Here is a 14,345-nt window from a genome sequence, read left to right as displayed (position 1 = left end):
AGATGTTCAAAAAGATACTGATTGCCAATCGCGGAGAAATTGCCTGCCGGGTCATTCGCACGGCGCGGGAATTGGGTATTGCCACCGTCGCAATTTATTCCGATGCCGACGCCCAAGCACTCCATGTGGAAATGGCTGACGAGGCGGTGCGCGTCGGCCCTGCCATTTCTGCGCAAAGCTATCTGAATGTCGAGGCGATCATCAAGGCTGCGAAGGAAACCGGCGCAGAGGCGATCCATCCGGGCTACGGTTTTCTCTCCGAAAATGCCGGTTTCGTGGATGCTGTCGAGGCGGCGGGGCTTGTCTTCATCGGCCCATCGGCCAAAGCCATTCGCGCCATGGGGTTGAAGGATGCCGCCAAAGCATTGATGGAGAAGGCAGGCGTGCCTGTCGTTCCGGGCTATCACGGCGATAATCAGGATGGATCCTTCCTCAAAAGCGAGGCGGACCGGATCGGCTATCCCGTGCTCATCAAGGCGCGTGCGGGCGGCGGCGGAAAGGGTATGCGCCGTGTCGATCAGGCCGCTGATTTCGCGGCGGCGCTGGACAGCGCGCGCCGCGAGGCGGAAGCCTCTTTCGGCGATAGCGCTGTGCTGATCGAAAAATACATGACCAAGCCGCGCCATATCGAGGTGCAGGTCTTTGGCGACAGTCATGGCAATGCGGTGCATCTCTTCGAGCGCGATTGTTCGCTGCAGCGCCGCCACCAGAAAGTAATCGAGGAAGCACCTGCGCCCGGCATGACCCCGGAAATGCGCGCCGCCATGGGTGAGGCTGCGGTGAAGGCGGCTTTGGCCATTGGCTATTGCGGCGCGGGCACGGTGGAGTTCATCGCCGATGTTTCGGAAGGGCTACGGCCGGACCGCTTCTTCTTCATGGAAATGAACACCCGCCTGCAGGTTGAGCATCCGGTTACGGAAGCGATCACCGGCCTCGACCTTGTCGAATGGCAATTGCGCGTTGCTTCCGGCGAAGCGCTGCCGAAACGTCAGGACGAACTTTCCATAAACGGCTGGGCTTTCGAGGCGAGGCTTTATGCGGAAGATCCGGCGCGGGATTTTCTGCCTGCAACCGGCAAGCTTGCTCTGTTCGCACCGCCTGAAAATGCACGTGTCGATTCCGGTGTGCGAACCGGCGATACGATCACGCCGTTCTATGATCCGATGATCGCCAAGATCATCGCCCATGGTGCAACGCGCGATGAGGCACTGAACCGGCTTGATGCGAGCCTGAACAAGACCCGGATTGCGGGCCTCGTCACCAATCGCCAATTTTTGTCGGCGCTTTGCAACCTCGAAGCTTTCCGCGCCGGTGATGTCGATACCGGCCTGATTGCACGCGAGACGGCGGCGCTTTTCGCCGATAAGCAGCCTTCGGATATCGCATTTGCGCTGGCTGCACTCGGCGCGCTCGATCTTCTGGACGCGCCAGTGATCGGCGACCCCCAAGGTGATCCATGGTCGAGCCTGCGCGGGTTCCGGCTTTGGGGTGAGGCATCGCGCTCGGTTCTGATCGATCATCATGGCGAGCGCCACACGGTCAGCTTCACGACCATGGGCGACAGGCATTTCGGCTTTGCTTTCGGCACTATCGAAATCCGTTTCCATGAAAACGGGCTGGTTCGCTTTGCTGTCGATGGCCGTGTTTCAGAGGCGTCGGTCGTGCGCATCGGACATGATGTGGCGGTGCAACTCGAAGGTCGCGACACCATATTTCATCATGTGCAGTCTGTTGGCGCGGAAGAGGATGCTTCGAGCGAAAGCCGTATCCTGTCACCGATGCCGGGACTAGTGCGACTGGTTTCCGTCGTGGAGGGGGCAAGCGTCGCCAAGGGCGATCCGCTTGTAACGATGGAAGCGATGAAGATGGAACTGTCACTGACCGCGCCGCGCGACGGCAAGGTTTCGTCCGTAACTGTTGCAGCGGGCGATCAGGTCAATGAAGGCATCCTTCTTGTAGAACTGGAGGAAGAACATGGCTGAACACGTAGAAATCGTTGAAATGGCTGCGCGTGATGGCCTGCAGAATGAAAAGCGGTTTGTGCCGACAGCGGACAAGGTCGCACTGATCGACCGCCTGTCGGATTGCGGCTATGCCCGCATCGAGGCAACGAGTTTCGTCAGCCCGAAATGGGTGCCGCAACTGGCGGATGCCGCAGAAGTCATGGCCGGGATTCGCCGTGCTGATGGCGTGCGCTATTCGGTACTGGTGCCCAACATGAAGGGCTATGAAGCTGCTGCCGCTGCAAATGTTGACGAGATTGCGGTTTTCATTTCCGCCTCGGAAGGCTTTTCGAAAGCCAATATCAATTGCACGATTGCTGAGAGCATCGAGCGGCTGTCGCCGGTCATCGGTGCTGCGATCAATGATGGTCTGGCCATTCGCGGCTATGTGAGCTGCGTCGTGGAATGCCCCTATGATGGGCCGGTGGCCCCGCAAGCGGTTGCCGATGTGACCGAACAGCTCTTCTCGCTCGGCTGTCACGAAGTAAGCCTCGGCGATACGATCGGGCGTGGCACGCCGGACAAGGTGGCAGCCATGCTGGATGCCGTGCTGGCCATTGCGCCTGCGCACAGCCTTGCCGGCCACTATCACGACACGGGCGGGCGGGCCCTCGACAATATCCGCGTCAGTCTGGAGAAGGGCTTGCGCGTGTTCGATGCCTCGGTCGGCGGTCTCGGCGGCTGTCCTTTCGCGCCGGGCGCCAAGGGCAATGTCGATACGGTCTCCGTCGTCGAAATGTTGCATGGATCGGGTTTTGAAACCGGCCTCAATCTGGACAAGCTTAGATCGGCGGCCTTGTTCGCGCAGGCGCTGCGTCAGGACAAAGCCGCATGAAGGCGTTTGAGACGATCCAGATTGCGATAGATCAACGCGGCGTCGCGACACTGACGCTCAACCGTCCGGAGCAGCATAATGCGCTGTCCGGTCGGATGATCGATGAGCTTCTGACGGCGACGCTGCATCTGGCGGATGATGACGCCGTGCGCCTCGTGGTCCTGACCGGCAATGGCACAAGTTTCTGTGCGGGTGGTGATCTGGGATGGATGCAGGAACAGGTCAAAGCCACACGCGCGCAGCGCATTGAGGAAGCGCGCGAGCTCGCCCTCATGCTGAAAGCGCTGCGCGATTTGCCAAAACCGCTGATCGGGCGCATCAACGGGCAGGCCTATGGCGGCGGCGTCGGCCTCATCAGCGTCTGCGATGCGGCCATCGCTGCATCCGGCGCGCGCTTCGGGCTGACGGAGACCAAGCTCGGTCTGATACCGGCCACCATCAGCCCCTATGTGGTAGCGCGCATCGGTCAGGCGAATGCGCTGCGCACATTCACTTCGGCGCGACTGTTCGATGCCGAGGAAGCACGGCGGATCGGGCTGGTGCATGACGTGGTCGAGGCGGAACGTCTCGATGCGGCGGTGGAGGTGGAGATCAAACCCTATTTTGCCACCGCGCCTGCAGCGGTTGCCGCCTCCAAGAGGCTGGTTCATGCGCTGGGCGCGCCGATAGACGAGGCCGTCATCGAAATGACGCTGACCCGTCTTGCCGATACATGGGAAACGCCAGAGGCCGCGGAGGGAATCGCGGCCTTTTTTGCGAAGAAATCACCATCATGGAAGGGAGGGAACTGAACATTTGGGAGGAGCCGATTTTCGTTGTAGTTGCGGGCACTTGGCCCCTTGCAATCGGAAGCCGGAAATGCATTCTTATTACATCATGAAAGCTCGCTCCCGTTCCGGAGCATGATTCCGAAAGGGCAGATGCAATTTCGGATAATATTATGGCTCTGACCTCTTCGAGGCGGCGGTGCGGCGTGCTTTTGGATTGACCCTTTGAGATCATGTGATGAACAAAAGGGAGGGCCCGGCAATTCGGCAGCGCAGACGCGTTGAGATTTGACCGGCAAGGGTTGTCTCGGGGCCGTCGGAGGACGCTGCCCTACAAAGGAGAAAAAGAATGAACCTGAAACTTCTGTCCAGCGTGGCTTTCGCAGCTACACTCGGCTTTGCCAGCGCCGCCTATGCTGACATCACCATCGGCGTCGTTGCACCGCTGACGGGCCCTGTCGCTGCTTTCGGTGACCAGGTGAAGAAGGGCGCGGAAACCGCCGTTGAAGTCATCAACAAGGCTGGCGGCATCAAGGGCGAGAAAGTCGTTCTGAAGTTTGCCGACGATGCCGGTGAACCGAAGCAGGGCGTTTCCGCCGCCAACCAGATCGTTGGCGACGGCATCAAGTTCGTCGTCGGCCCGGTCACGACCGGCGTTGCCATCCCCGTTTCCGACGTCTTCTCGGAAAACGGTGTGCTGATGGTCACCCCGACCGCCACCGGCCCGGATCTGACCGCGCGCAATCTGGAAAACGTGTTCCGCACCTGCGGCCGCGATGACCAGCAGGCTGAAGTCATGGCCGATTATGTCCTGAAGAACTTCAAGGACAAGAAGGTCGCCGTGATCCATGACAAGGGTGCCTATGGCAAGGGTCTGGCCGACGCTTTCAAGGCGGCGATCAACAAGGGCGGCATCACGGAAGTCCATTACGATTCGGTCACGCCGGGCGACAAGGATTTCAGCGCGCTCGTCACCAAGCTCAAATCTGCTGGCACTGACGTCGTCTATTTCGGCGGCTACCATGCCGAAGGCGGCCTCCTGTCGCGTCAGCTGCATGACGCTGGCATGCAGGCACTGGTGCTCGGCGGCGAAGGTCTGTCCAACACCGAATATTGGGCAATCGGCGGCACCAACGCACAGGGCACGCTCTTCACCAACGCCAAGGACGCCACCAAGAACCCGGCTTCCAAGGATGCTATCGAAGCGCTCAAGGCCAAGGGTATCCCGGCTGAAGCCTTCACCATGAACGCCTATGCCGCTGTGGAAGTCATCAAGGCCGGCATCGAACGCGCCGATTCGACCGATGATTCTGCTGCCGTCGCCAAGGCTCTGCATGATGGCAAGCCTATCGAAACCGCTATCGGCACGCTGACCTATGGCGCAAACGGCGACCTTAGCTCGCCAAGCTTCGACATCTTCAAGTGGGATGACGGCAAGATCGTCGGCCTCGAATAAAATTGTCGTGGTTAGAATAAAGAACGCCGGGGTTATCCCCGGCGTTTTGCATTTGTGGAGCTGAAAACCGTCAGGAACCGGTATAGCCGAGTTCCGCCTCGATGGCTTCGAAGGTCTTTTCCATCGCGTAGGTCGGGCTGAGCGGAAAACCGAAATGTCCGTAGGCGATGGACATCTGCCGCTCGGCCTTGCCTTCGCTACCCTTCGCGACGGCTGCCACATAGAGCGCTGCAGCGAGACCGGTGCGGTCGGCGCCGGATTTGCAATGGATGAGCACCGGCTTTTCCGCATTCTGCATCAGGGCGATTAGCTGTCTCGTCTGTGCAGGGGTCAACTCCCGCCTTGACGACATTTCGAAATCGGCATGCTTGATGCCGAGCGTTTTCGCGGTTGCGATCTCTTCATCATACCATTTCGAGCCCGGCTCCGGGCCGCGCAGATTGATGATGGTTTTGATGCCATAAAGCTTCTGCAGGGATGCGATGCGCGCAGGATCAGGCTGGTTCGAGCGATAGGCCTGTCCGTCGATGATGGTGTGGACGTTGCCCTTATATTGCAGCGTGTACAGATAACCACCCATGACGCTTGAGCCGACGAGCAGTCCCAGCCCGGCCATCCGGGCATAAGTAAAGGACCAATCGACATATTTCCGAAAGAACGACATAGGGGCCTCATCTGAACGAAAGCAAATAATAAAATATAGCGAGTTGAAAATTTCTTCTTGGTTTTCGCGGAAAATATACTAGGATTTGGACTTAATCTTGTCCGAAAAACAAGGTTTTCAATTTTCTGTTTAAGTTATTTTTGAAATGCATTCCGCAGGTTCTTGCGGAAAATTTTTGGAGCAAGCGTCTGCGTCAGTTTGTGGTGTCAGTAAATCGCGTTGGTTTTTCGTGGCTTAAGCTTCGGTTAACCATGACTGTTTAATCTATGACCATGTGCTGGGGCAGATAGCGGAGCAGGTTTATGCAGCGCTACAGATTTGACGACAAGAGAATTCTGATCGAGGCGATTGTTGAGTTGCTCAACAGGGGCGTAGAGCCCGACGAACTCGATCTTGTACTGAGCCGGATTGGTCCGGTCGATCTCGACTTGATGCGGCAATGCCTGATCGAGGTGTGGAATTACAACCACCCCGATGTGGCGGAAACGCCGATGGCGGCCTGACGACAGGTTCTGCAGCCCTTTGGGCGCAAAGCTTCAGACGTCGGAAACGGATATTACAAGCGTCGATCTGCGGAAGCGGGATGAACGCGGACTACATGGGGCGTGATCAGGCGCCCACGCAAGAATACGGCAGTTTCAGGCAACGGTTTGTGGGTCGAAACTGTCGGGGCAGGGCCGGGTTGAACCGGTTTTGGAGCAATCTGGCCGCTGCCCGCAATGTCATATTCCTGAAACGCAGACGGGTTATATCCATATGCGTATCGGGGATTCACTTGGGATCGTGACCACGGATGTACTGGCGCAACTCAGGTGAAAGCGGAAGGTCGGGTTCAACCCGGCCTTTTTCGTTTTTGGCGTATTTTCCGGAAAGAATGACGTGTCCGTGCCGGGAACCGGTCCACGGGATTGGCTTCTCATCTCGCTTCGATGCGTTGAATAATGCGACGAAACAAATACTTGCAGCGGTTCAGCGACTCCGTTTTTAACTGGAACCGTTGAGTACTGCCGTCAGGCGAGTTCCAGTGCGAGGCCGCACGGAATTGCGAAATGGCTTTCGGTGCGGTTCCGTTTCAGCGACGCCTGACAGGAGGCATTTTCCCCGCTCGATAAATACCGTATGAAAGAGGTTGCCTGCTGCCATTTCTGGAGGCCGCGCGATCTCATTTTCAATCACGGAAACCGTTCATGATACGCCATATCGTTCTCGTCAAATTCAGGTCCGAACTCGGAGCCGCGCAGATCGAAGAGAAGCTGCAGGCCGTTGTGGCCCTCAAGGACAAGATCGGCGGCATCCTGTCCATTACGGCTGGCGAAAACAACAGTCCGGAAAATCTCGAAAAGGGTTTCCGGCACGGTTTTGTTGTCGATTTCACGGATAGCGCGGCGCGGGATGCCTATCTTCCGCATCCTGAACACGCGAAGGTCGGCAAAAGCCTCGTCGAAGCCGCTGAAGGTGGCATCGAGGGCATATTGGTTTTCGACTACGCGTTCTAGAGAACCAGTCCACCAACCCCCATGCGGGAAAGATCGTCGGCGGAAAGTGTGATCCCCGCCATCAGACGATCCAGCACCCAGTCGAGGCTGTTTTCGCGGGCGCTGCGGGCCGATCCGGGGGCGGCGACAATATATTTGCCGTCATGCCTGCCCAGGACCAGCAGATTGCCCGGATCGACCGGCATGCCGATGCGCAGGATTTCACCGCCTGACATGCGGATCGACTGCGGCACGATATCTGCCTCGTCGGCAACCGCCGATGCGCTGAAGATCACGATAATATCGCAGGCCCGGCTCACTTCCGCGATTGCCGCTGTCAGCGCAACCTGATCGTGCGCGACGCGCTTTTCGCAAACAAGTGTCCCGCCATTCCGAGCAGTCCGCTTTCCCATCAGTTCGCGGGTCTTCTCAAGAACCGTTTCGCGTATCGAGGGAAGGCGCGACTGGATCAGCCCGATCCGCGCGCCGTTGAAGGGATGGACGCGCAGCGCAGGCCGTGCATCGAGGCCGATGTCCCGCAAAAGGGTCCCCGGCACAGCAAAAGGAATGATCTTGACTGTGGCTACCATCTGTCCGGTTTCCACCCGCACATGATTGCGCAGCGTCGCGATGGAAATGCGCGCATCATGCGCATTGACTGCATCAATACGGTCGGCATCTACCAAAAATACGCCATTCTTCCGGGCGTGCAGATTGACCCGTCCGGTTGTGGGGCTGCCGATCTCCACTTCGCCGGAAATAAGCATACGTCCGATGGCAAGTGCGGCCTCATCCTCGCCGATATCGCCCTTTTCCAGGCGCGCAGCCAGAACCGAGCTGATACCCGCTTCCTGCAACAGGGCAAGATTGAGGGCATCGAGAACTGTGCCTTTGCGTAAAGTGAGCGCACCTGCCGTCATAGCATAGCCGAGAATTGCACCTTCGGCTTCATCAAGCGGCATTTCGGCAAATATCATTTCTATCCCCAATTCCCTCGCGCATTTTCAATAAGCATACACAGCGCGGAAGATAAACCGTCTCTGCGCCCCGGGGTTATTTTGCCGAAGATCGTGCCGCCACAAAACCTCGGACATGGATCGGAGCGGCTGTCCGAAAACCGTTTAACACTTTCCGGGATGCGCGCAATTCGCGTCAAATTCGGTAAATTCCCATCACGATCCCGTTTATTCATGGGGTAGATGGCGGTTTTCATCTTGCAAACCCTTTCCTTTGGGCCTATTCGCTCCGCCGCACCTGACAACTGGCGACCCATTCAGACCGCCGGTCAGGACATCGATCCCTTGAGAGGGCCGATGGATTTATTGCATTTATGCATTGCCCAAAACATGGCCCGCATCAGCGATCTGGCCGGATTGTTCAGACAAAATGCCCGCTTTTGGGCGCGACATTACGATCCAGCACAATTTTCGTCAGGCACGTGACAAACGGGATTATTCGTTATAACGGTACTTTTGGAAATTTCAGAATTTACCGAAAACTAGGAAATGACGCATGCGCCGGAGATGACACTCCGCGCGCAGGATGGAAAGACAAATGAAACACGGCACCCCCCGGACGATCGTTTCGTTCGCCGTCTTGGCCCTCACGGCGTTTCTCGCAGGCTGCGAGAACCAGGTCCTGCTTTCCCCGAAAGGGGAAATCGGCATGGCAGAACGCGATCTCATGCTTTTTGCGACCGGCATCATGCTGCTCGTCGTGCTTCCCGTCATCTTCATGACGCTTTACTTCGCATGGAAGTACCGCGCCTCGAATGAGAAGGCGGATTACCAGCCCGACTGGCACCACTCGACCAAGATCGAGCTTGCCGTCTGGCTCATCCCGTTGGCGATCATCGTCGTTCTGGGCTCCGTGACCTGGGTCGCCACCCACAAGCTTGATCCGTACCGCCCGCTGGAATCGAATGCAAAGCCGATCAATGTCGAAGTCGTTGCGCTCGACTGGAAATGGCTTTTCATCTATCCGGACCAGGGCATCGCCACCGTCAATGAAATGGCAATGCCGGTCGATGTGCCGGTCAACTTCAAGCTGACCTCCAGCAACATCATGAATTCCTTCTTCATCCCGCAGCTCGGCAGTCAGGTTTACACCATGCCGAGCATGCAGACGAAGCTGCATCTGATTGCCAATCATGCTGGCGAGTTCGACGGTATCTCCGCCAACTATAGCGGTCAGGGTTTTGCCCAGATGCGCTTCAAGGCGCATGCCTACAATCAGGCCGACTTCGACAAGTGGGTTGCCGATGTGAAGGCCAAGGCGAATGGCGAAGAGCTGAGCCGCGACCGTTACGCCTCGCTGGTTCAGCCGAGCGAGAAGGTTCCGCCGCAGTTCTTCACCTATAATGACCAGGCGCTGTTCCACAACATCGTGAACCGCTGCTGGGACGGCAAGTCCGTCTGCCTCGACGATGAAATGCATCGTCAACAGATGATCCGCGAAGCGCGCGCCAATCTGCGCAAGTCTTCGCCTGTCGATTTCAGCCAGTGGGCGAGCGACATCATCTGCGCAGTCCAGCCGCAGCGCCTCTCGCAGCTCGAAAACTGATGTGCCGATCGGTCCGTGATCTCGCAGGAGGTCACGGCCATCCGCATTCAATCCTTTGTTTCACGCGGTTCCGGAAAGATGGCCGTCTTGCGCCGTCCCGGAATTGCTAAAATCGAAGCGTGATAAAAAATGTTCGGAAAACTTACGCTCGAAGCGATACCCTATCACGAGCCAATCATCATGGTCACTTTGGCCGCGGTGGCTGGCGGGGCGCTCGCTATTCTTGCAGCCATTACCTACTACCGCAAATGGGCTCCGCTCTGGAACGACTGGCTGACGTCCGTCGACCACAAGCGCATTGGCGTGATGTATATCATTCTGGCACTCGTGATGCTGTTCCGCGGCTTCTCGGACGCCGTCATGATGCGCGCCCAGCAGGCAATCGCCTCCGGCGCCAATGAAGGCTTCCTGCCGCCGCACCACTACGACCAGATCTTCACCGCCCATGGCGTGATCATGATCTTCTTCGTGGCGATGCCCTTCATCGTCGGCCTGATGAACTTCGCCGTGCCGCTTCAGATCGGCGCGCGCGACGTGGCTTTCCCGTACCTCAACTCGCTCAGCTTCTGGCTGACGGTTGCCGGTGCGATCCTCATCAACATCTCGCTCGGTGTCGGCGAATTCGCCAAGACCGGCTGGCTGGCCTATCCGCCGCTTTCCGGCAAGGAGTTCAGCCCGGATGTCGGGGTGGATTATTATATCTGGGCCTTGCAGATTTCCGGTATGGGTACGCTGCTTTCGGGCGTGAACCTGATCACCACCATCATCAAGATGCGCGCGCCCGGCATGGGCATGATGCAGGTTCCGGTCTTCACCTGGACCGCGCTCTGCTCGAACGTGCTGATCGTCGCAGCCTTCCCGATCCTCACCGTCACGCTGGCCCTGCTTTCGCTGGACCGCTATCTGGATTTCCACTTCTTCACCAATGATGCCGGTGGCAATCCGATGATGTATGTGAACCTCATCTGGATCTGGGGTCACCCGGAAGTCTACATTCTGGTTCTGCCGTGCTTCGGCATCTTCTCGGAAATCGTGGCAACCTTCTCCGGCAAGCGCCTGTTCGGCTACAAGTCGATGGTTTACGCCACTGTGGCCATCACGGTTCTGTCGTTCCTGGTCTGGGTCCACCACTTCTTCACCATGGGTGGCGGTGCCAACGTCAACGCCTTCTTCGGCGTGGCAACCATGATCATTTCGATCCCGACAGGGGCGAAGGTCTTCAACTGGCTCTTCACCATGTATAAGGGCCGCGTTCGCATGGAAACGCCGGTCATGTGGACCATCGGCTTCATGTGCACCTTCGTTGTCGGCGGCATGACGGGCGTTCTGCTCGCAGTTCCGCCAGCAGACTTCGTGCTGCACAACTCGGTGTTCCTGATCGCCCACTTCCACAATGTGATCATCTCGGGCGTGCTGTTCGGCTGCTTTGCCGGTCTCGTTTACTGGTGGCCGAAGGCTTTCGGCTTCAAGCTGAATGAGCGTCTGGGCAAGAACGCATTCTGGTGCTGGCTCGTCGGCTTCATCCTGGCCTTCATGCCGCTCTACGTGCTCGGCCTGATGGGCATGACCCGTCGTCTGAACCACACCGAAAACCCGGCATGGCACATCTACCTCATCATTGCCGCCATCGGCGTTGCGATCATCCTTTGCGGTATCGTGTTCCAGGTTCTGCAGATCGCAGTTTCGATCCGCGACCGCGAAAAGCTGCGCGACAACAATGGCGACAGCTGGGGTACGGGCCGTACGCTGGAATGGTCGCTGGCTTCGCCGCCTGCCTTCTACAACTTCGCCGAAGTTCCGCATGTGCGCGATCATGACGGCTGGTGGGACATGAAGCAGAACGGCTATGTGCGCCGCACCGAAAAGTTCGCGCGCATCCACATGCCGAAGAACACCGGCACCGGCTTCATCATCGGCATTCTGAACATTCCGCTCGGCTTTGCCCTGGTGTGGCACATCTGGTGGCTGGCAATCGCCTCCGCCGTCGCTGTGCTGGCCGTTGCCATCGCTCACTCCTTCAATAATGACAGAGACTTTTACGTCTCGGCCGAAGAGGTGCAGGAAGTCGAAGACCTCCGTACCCGGCAACTGACTGCTCAGGAGGCCTGATTCCGATGAGCGCAAGCATTTCAACCACCGCTCCGTTCACGGGCGGGAATGAGCACCCCGCTCATGAGGACCATCACGATGCAGGGTCGACCACGCTGGTCGGCTTCTGGATCTACCTGATGAGCGACTGCGTCCTCTTTTCGGGCCTGTTTGCAACCTATGCCGTTCTGGCGCATCAGTTTGCGGGCGGTCCGACCGGCCGTGAACTGTTCGATCTGAACTTTGTTCTGATCGAAACCATGCTCCTGCTGGTGTCGTCGCTGACCTATGGTCTGGCCACGCTTTCGATGTTCAAGAAGAACCGTGCCGGCCTTCTGTTCTGGCTGGGCGTAACCTTCCTGCTGGGCGCTGCCTTCCTCGCGATGGAAGTCTATGAGTTCAATCACCTGATCCATGAAGGTGCAGGTCCGGGCCGCAGCGCGTTCCTCTCGGCCTTCTTTGCGCTGGTGGGAACCCACGGTCTTCACATCACGTCGGGCCTGATCTGGATTCTGGTGCTTTCAGCCCAGCTTCTGCGTGACGGTCTGACGGAAAAGAACCAGACGCGCGTGATGTGCCTCAGCCTCTTCTGGCACTTCCTGGATATTATCTGGATCGGCGTCTTTACCCTTGTCTATCTGTTGGGTGTACTGTGATGAGCTCTGCACACGAAACACATGACCACGGCGCGAGCCATGGCAGCCTGAAGACCTATCTGATCGGCTTCGTGCTGGCAGTTGTTCTCACCGTCGTTCCATTCATGCTGGCCATGAACGGCTACTTCACGCCGGGAACAACCGCAGCCATTGTGCTCGGTATCGCCGTCGTCCAGATTTTGGTGCATCTGGTTTACTTCCTGCACCTCGATCCGAAGTCGGAAGGCGGCTGGAATATTCTGGCACTCATCTTCACGGTCATCATTCTGGCTATCGTTCTTGCCGGCTCCATCTGGGTCATGCATCACCTCGATACCAATATGATGCCGATGTACATGTCGCCGGAAGACGTGCGCAATCTGCCGTAATACCAGGTCTCGTTGAGTTTGACTCATCGAGACTTGTTAAGCCCGTGCGGCGATAGAGCATTTTCAGGGCGCGGATAGCGCAAGCATCTTAGCGCCCTGCTATGAAAGGCTCGTCAAACACATTCCCTGCACCACAACGCTGCAGGGAATGCATCTGTGAGCCTCGCAAAACAACTGGCCTGACGGCCCGTGATCGCGGCTTTATCCTCCCTCTCTCCCCCCAAAGCCGCGTGGCGTCCCGGTTCCCTCCGGGACGCCTTTCTTTTTGACTGTCCGTCAAAGAGGTGAGAGTAACATTTCCTGTAAAATTTTAATCAACTTGCTGTAAGTGCGACGTTGTATTTTGTAAAATAAAGATGATTGCAATCAATATTGAAGTGTAGAAAATAATAATATACGCCCTAAATTTACCATTATTGCGCATGTTGTTTGCATATTGTACTATATCAACATAGATTAGCTCGTGTTTGATACTTATTGCGTCTCTGTTCGATCGCTAATCTGGAGAAGATGCGATGTCTTTATTTAAGGGAATGCTTACTAATAATCGTATTCTTGGTGCGGCTGTTATTGCTGCAACCCTGTTCACGCCCGCTATTGCTTCCGCTGCAACAGCCTATGTCTCGGCTTCGGTCAATGTCCGTTCGGGCCCCGGTTCCAATTACGGACGGCTTGCCGCGCTCCCCGCCGGTGCGACGGTCAATGCCGGTTCCTGCCGCAATGGCTGGTGCCAGATCTATAACGGGAGCCGTGTCGGCTGGGTCTCGGCGCGTTATGTGCGTTTCGGCGCCTATAGCGGCCCCGCCTATGCCGCACCGTCCAGCACCACGGTGATCGTTAATAATGACGGTTACGATGACGGCTTCGGCCTCGGACTTGGTATCGGCTGGGCGACCGGCGGCTATTGGGGTCCCGGCTGGGGCGGTGGTTGGGGTCCAGGCTGGCGCGGCGGACCGAACTACGTCAATGGCTGCATTGGCCGCAATTGCCAGTCCAATCGCGGCGGCTGGAATCCGCGCTGGGGCCATGGCCCGCGCTGGAACGGCGGCGGCAACTGGGGCGGCCGTGGATGGCCGCAGGGCCAGATTCGTCGCAACTGGGGTCCCGGTCCGGTGATGTCTCCGACCCGCTTTGGTGGTTTCAACCGCGGCTTTGGCGGCGGTGGTATGGGCGGTGGCGGTTTCCATTTCGGAAATATGCGCCCGATGCACGCTGGCCGCTGACGGCATCCGGTGTGTTTGTGCCAGAACTTATTTTGATCAGGTCGTTCTCCCTCCTCCCAATGGCCTGATGGACAGCTCGCCGGCAGCACCCCGCCGGCGAGCTGTTACAATTTTCTGATCGCGCCCTGCAATCACTGCGGAATGCGAGCACAAAGCGCTTCAATCTGCGCGGGAAGTTGCAATGGTGTGGTAACGTTAATACTCCATTGACTGAAATGGTCCATATCTAGCGTTGTTGCTTGGACTTC

Annotated in this window: 14 protein-coding genes; 12 read left to right on the top strand and 2 right to left on the bottom strand. The window is 57.6% G+C overall.

Going from position 1 to position 14,345, the window contains the following annotated elements; translation table 11 throughout:
• Positions 1–2: 2 nt before the first annotated feature.
• From AC1RHM_RS17900 to AC1RHM_RS17885, 4 genes are all read left to right on the top strand, one after another.
• On the top strand, positions 3–1,982 hold the full coding sequence (locus AC1RHM_RS17900; RefSeq protein WP_010657845.1) for an acetyl/propionyl/methylcrotonyl-CoA carboxylase subunit alpha: 1,980 nt from the start codon (positions 3–5) through the stop codon (positions 1,980–1,982).
• Entirely contained in the window at positions 1,975–2,838 is an 864-nt protein-coding gene (locus AC1RHM_RS17895) for a hydroxymethylglutaryl-CoA lyase (RefSeq protein WP_010657846.1), read from the top strand. Before AC1RHM_RS17900 ends, AC1RHM_RS17895 begins: the two co-directional genes overlap by 8 nt.
• The gene (locus AC1RHM_RS17890) at positions 2,835–3,629 is read left to right on the top strand and encodes a crotonase/enoyl-CoA hydratase family protein (RefSeq protein ID WP_010657847.1); all 795 of its coding nucleotides are present in this window, start codon (positions 2,835–2,837) and stop codon (positions 3,627–3,629) included. The genes AC1RHM_RS17895 and AC1RHM_RS17890 overlap by 4 nt, the downstream gene beginning before the upstream one ends.
• A gap of 325 nt (positions 3,630–3,954) precedes the next feature.
• The gene (locus tag AC1RHM_RS17885; RefSeq protein WP_010657848.1) at positions 3,955–5,061 is read left to right on the top strand and encodes a branched-chain amino acid ABC transporter substrate-binding protein; all 1,107 of its coding nucleotides are present in this window, start codon (positions 3,955–3,957) and stop codon (positions 5,059–5,061) included.
• A gap of 70 nt (positions 5,062–5,131) precedes the next feature.
• Here the strand turns inward: AC1RHM_RS17885 and AC1RHM_RS17880 are convergent, their stop codons facing one another.
• Entirely contained in the window at positions 5,132–5,725 is a 594-nt protein-coding gene (locus AC1RHM_RS17880; RefSeq protein ID WP_010657849.1) for a tyrosine-protein phosphatase, read from the bottom strand.
• 302 nt (positions 5,726–6,027) lie between these two features.
• Between AC1RHM_RS17880 and AC1RHM_RS17875 the strand changes: the two genes are divergently transcribed.
• Positions 6,028–6,228 carry a hypothetical protein gene (locus AC1RHM_RS17875; RefSeq protein ID WP_010657850.1) on the top strand — a complete coding sequence of 67 codons (201 nt, stop codon included), beginning with the start codon at positions 6,028–6,030 and terminating at the stop codon, positions 6,226–6,228.
• Positions 6,229–6,912: 684 nt separating this feature from the next.
• Positions 6,913–7,221, top strand: a complete 309-nt coding sequence (locus AC1RHM_RS17870; protein ID WP_010657851.1) for a Dabb family protein — start codon at positions 6,913–6,915, stop codon at positions 7,219–7,221.
• Here AC1RHM_RS17870 and AC1RHM_RS17865 read toward each other — a convergent pair.
• The gene (locus tag AC1RHM_RS17865; RefSeq protein ID WP_010657852.1) at positions 7,218–8,177 is read right to left on the bottom strand and encodes a molybdopterin-binding protein; all 960 of its coding nucleotides are present in this window, start codon (positions 8,175–8,177) and stop codon (positions 7,218–7,220) included. The genes AC1RHM_RS17870 and AC1RHM_RS17865 overlap by 4 nt on opposite strands.
• A 222-nt stretch (positions 8,178–8,399) precedes the next feature.
• On the opposite strand from AC1RHM_RS17865, the gene AC1RHM_RS17860 reads away from it, so the two are divergent.
• The 6 genes from AC1RHM_RS17860 (at position 8,400) to AC1RHM_RS17835 (ending at position 14,097) form a co-directional block, all read left to right on the top strand.
• The gene (locus AC1RHM_RS17860; protein ID WP_011982282.1) at positions 8,400–8,642 is read left to right on the top strand and encodes a hypothetical protein; all 243 of its coding nucleotides are present in this window, start codon (positions 8,400–8,402) and stop codon (positions 8,640–8,642) included.
• 112 nt (positions 8,643–8,754) lie between these two features.
• The gene (gene cyoA, locus AC1RHM_RS17855) at positions 8,755–9,762 is read left to right on the top strand and encodes a ubiquinol oxidase subunit II (RefSeq protein WP_010657853.1); all 1,008 of its coding nucleotides are present in this window, start codon (positions 8,755–8,757) and stop codon (positions 9,760–9,762) included.
• Between the two features lie 129 nt (positions 9,763–9,891).
• Positions 9,892–11,871, top strand: a complete 1,980-nt coding sequence (cyoB, locus tag AC1RHM_RS17850; protein WP_010657854.1) for a cytochrome o ubiquinol oxidase subunit I — start codon at positions 9,892–9,894, stop codon at positions 11,869–11,871.
• A 5-nt stretch (positions 11,872–11,876) separates the two neighbouring features.
• On the top strand, positions 11,877–12,506 hold the full coding sequence (gene cyoC / locus AC1RHM_RS17845; protein WP_010657855.1) for a cytochrome o ubiquinol oxidase subunit III: 630 nt from the start codon (positions 11,877–11,879) through the stop codon (positions 12,504–12,506).
• A complete protein-coding gene (locus tag AC1RHM_RS17840) occupies positions 12,506–12,874 on the top strand; it encodes a cytochrome o ubiquinol oxidase subunit IV (protein ID WP_010657856.1) in 369 nt (122 codons plus the stop codon). The genes cyoC and AC1RHM_RS17840 overlap by 1 nt, the downstream gene beginning before the upstream one ends.
• A 515-nt stretch (positions 12,875–13,389) precedes the next feature.
• Entirely contained in the window at positions 13,390–14,097 is a 708-nt protein-coding gene (locus tag AC1RHM_RS17835; RefSeq protein WP_011982285.1) for an SH3 domain-containing protein, read from the top strand.
• Positions 14,098–14,345: the final 248 nt, after the last annotated feature.

It is taken from the genome of Brucella sp. GW823-FHT04E01, from assembly GCF_058796175.1.
This window is presented reverse-complemented; position numbering and strand designations above follow the sequence as displayed.

Coding starts and splice junctions, on each gene's coding strand:
- AC1RHM_RS17885 (WP_010657848.1), top strand. CDS start 3,955: ATGAACCTGAAACTTCTGTCCAGCGTGGCTTTCGCAGCTACACTCGGC.
- cyoB (WP_010657854.1), top strand. CDS start 9,892: ATGTTCGGAAAACTTACGCTCGAAGCGATACCCTATCACGAGCCAATC.
- AC1RHM_RS17900 (WP_010657845.1), top strand. CDS start 3: ATGTTCAAAAAGATACTGATTGCCAATCGCGGAGAAATTGCCTGCCGG.
- AC1RHM_RS17875 (WP_010657850.1), top strand. CDS start 6,028: ATGCAGCGCTACAGATTTGACGACAAGAGAATTCTGATCGAGGCGATT.
- AC1RHM_RS17880 (WP_010657849.1), bottom strand. CDS start 5,725: ATGTCGTTCTTTCGGAAATATGTCGATTGGTCCTTTACTTATGCCCGG.
- AC1RHM_RS17890 (WP_010657847.1), top strand. CDS start 2,835: ATGAAGGCGTTTGAGACGATCCAGATTGCGATAGATCAACGCGGCGTC.
- AC1RHM_RS17860 (WP_011982282.1), top strand. CDS start 8,400: ATGGCGGTTTTCATCTTGCAAACCCTTTCCTTTGGGCCTATTCGCTCC.
- cyoA (WP_010657853.1), top strand. CDS start 8,755: ATGAAACACGGCACCCCCCGGACGATCGTTTCGTTCGCCGTCTTGGCC.
- cyoC (WP_010657855.1), top strand. CDS start 11,877: ATGAGCGCAAGCATTTCAACCACCGCTCCGTTCACGGGCGGGAATGAG.
- AC1RHM_RS17895 (WP_010657846.1), top strand. CDS start 1,975: ATGGCTGAACACGTAGAAATCGTTGAAATGGCTGCGCGTGATGGCCTG.
- AC1RHM_RS17870 (WP_010657851.1), top strand. CDS start 6,913: ATGATACGCCATATCGTTCTCGTCAAATTCAGGTCCGAACTCGGAGCC.
- AC1RHM_RS17835 (WP_011982285.1), top strand. CDS start 13,390: ATGTCTTTATTTAAGGGAATGCTTACTAATAATCGTATTCTTGGTGCG.
- AC1RHM_RS17840 (WP_010657856.1), top strand. CDS start 12,506: ATGAGCTCTGCACACGAAACACATGACCACGGCGCGAGCCATGGCAGC.
- AC1RHM_RS17865 (WP_010657852.1), bottom strand. CDS start 8,177: ATGATATTTGCCGAAATGCCGCTTGATGAAGCCGAAGGTGCAATTCTC.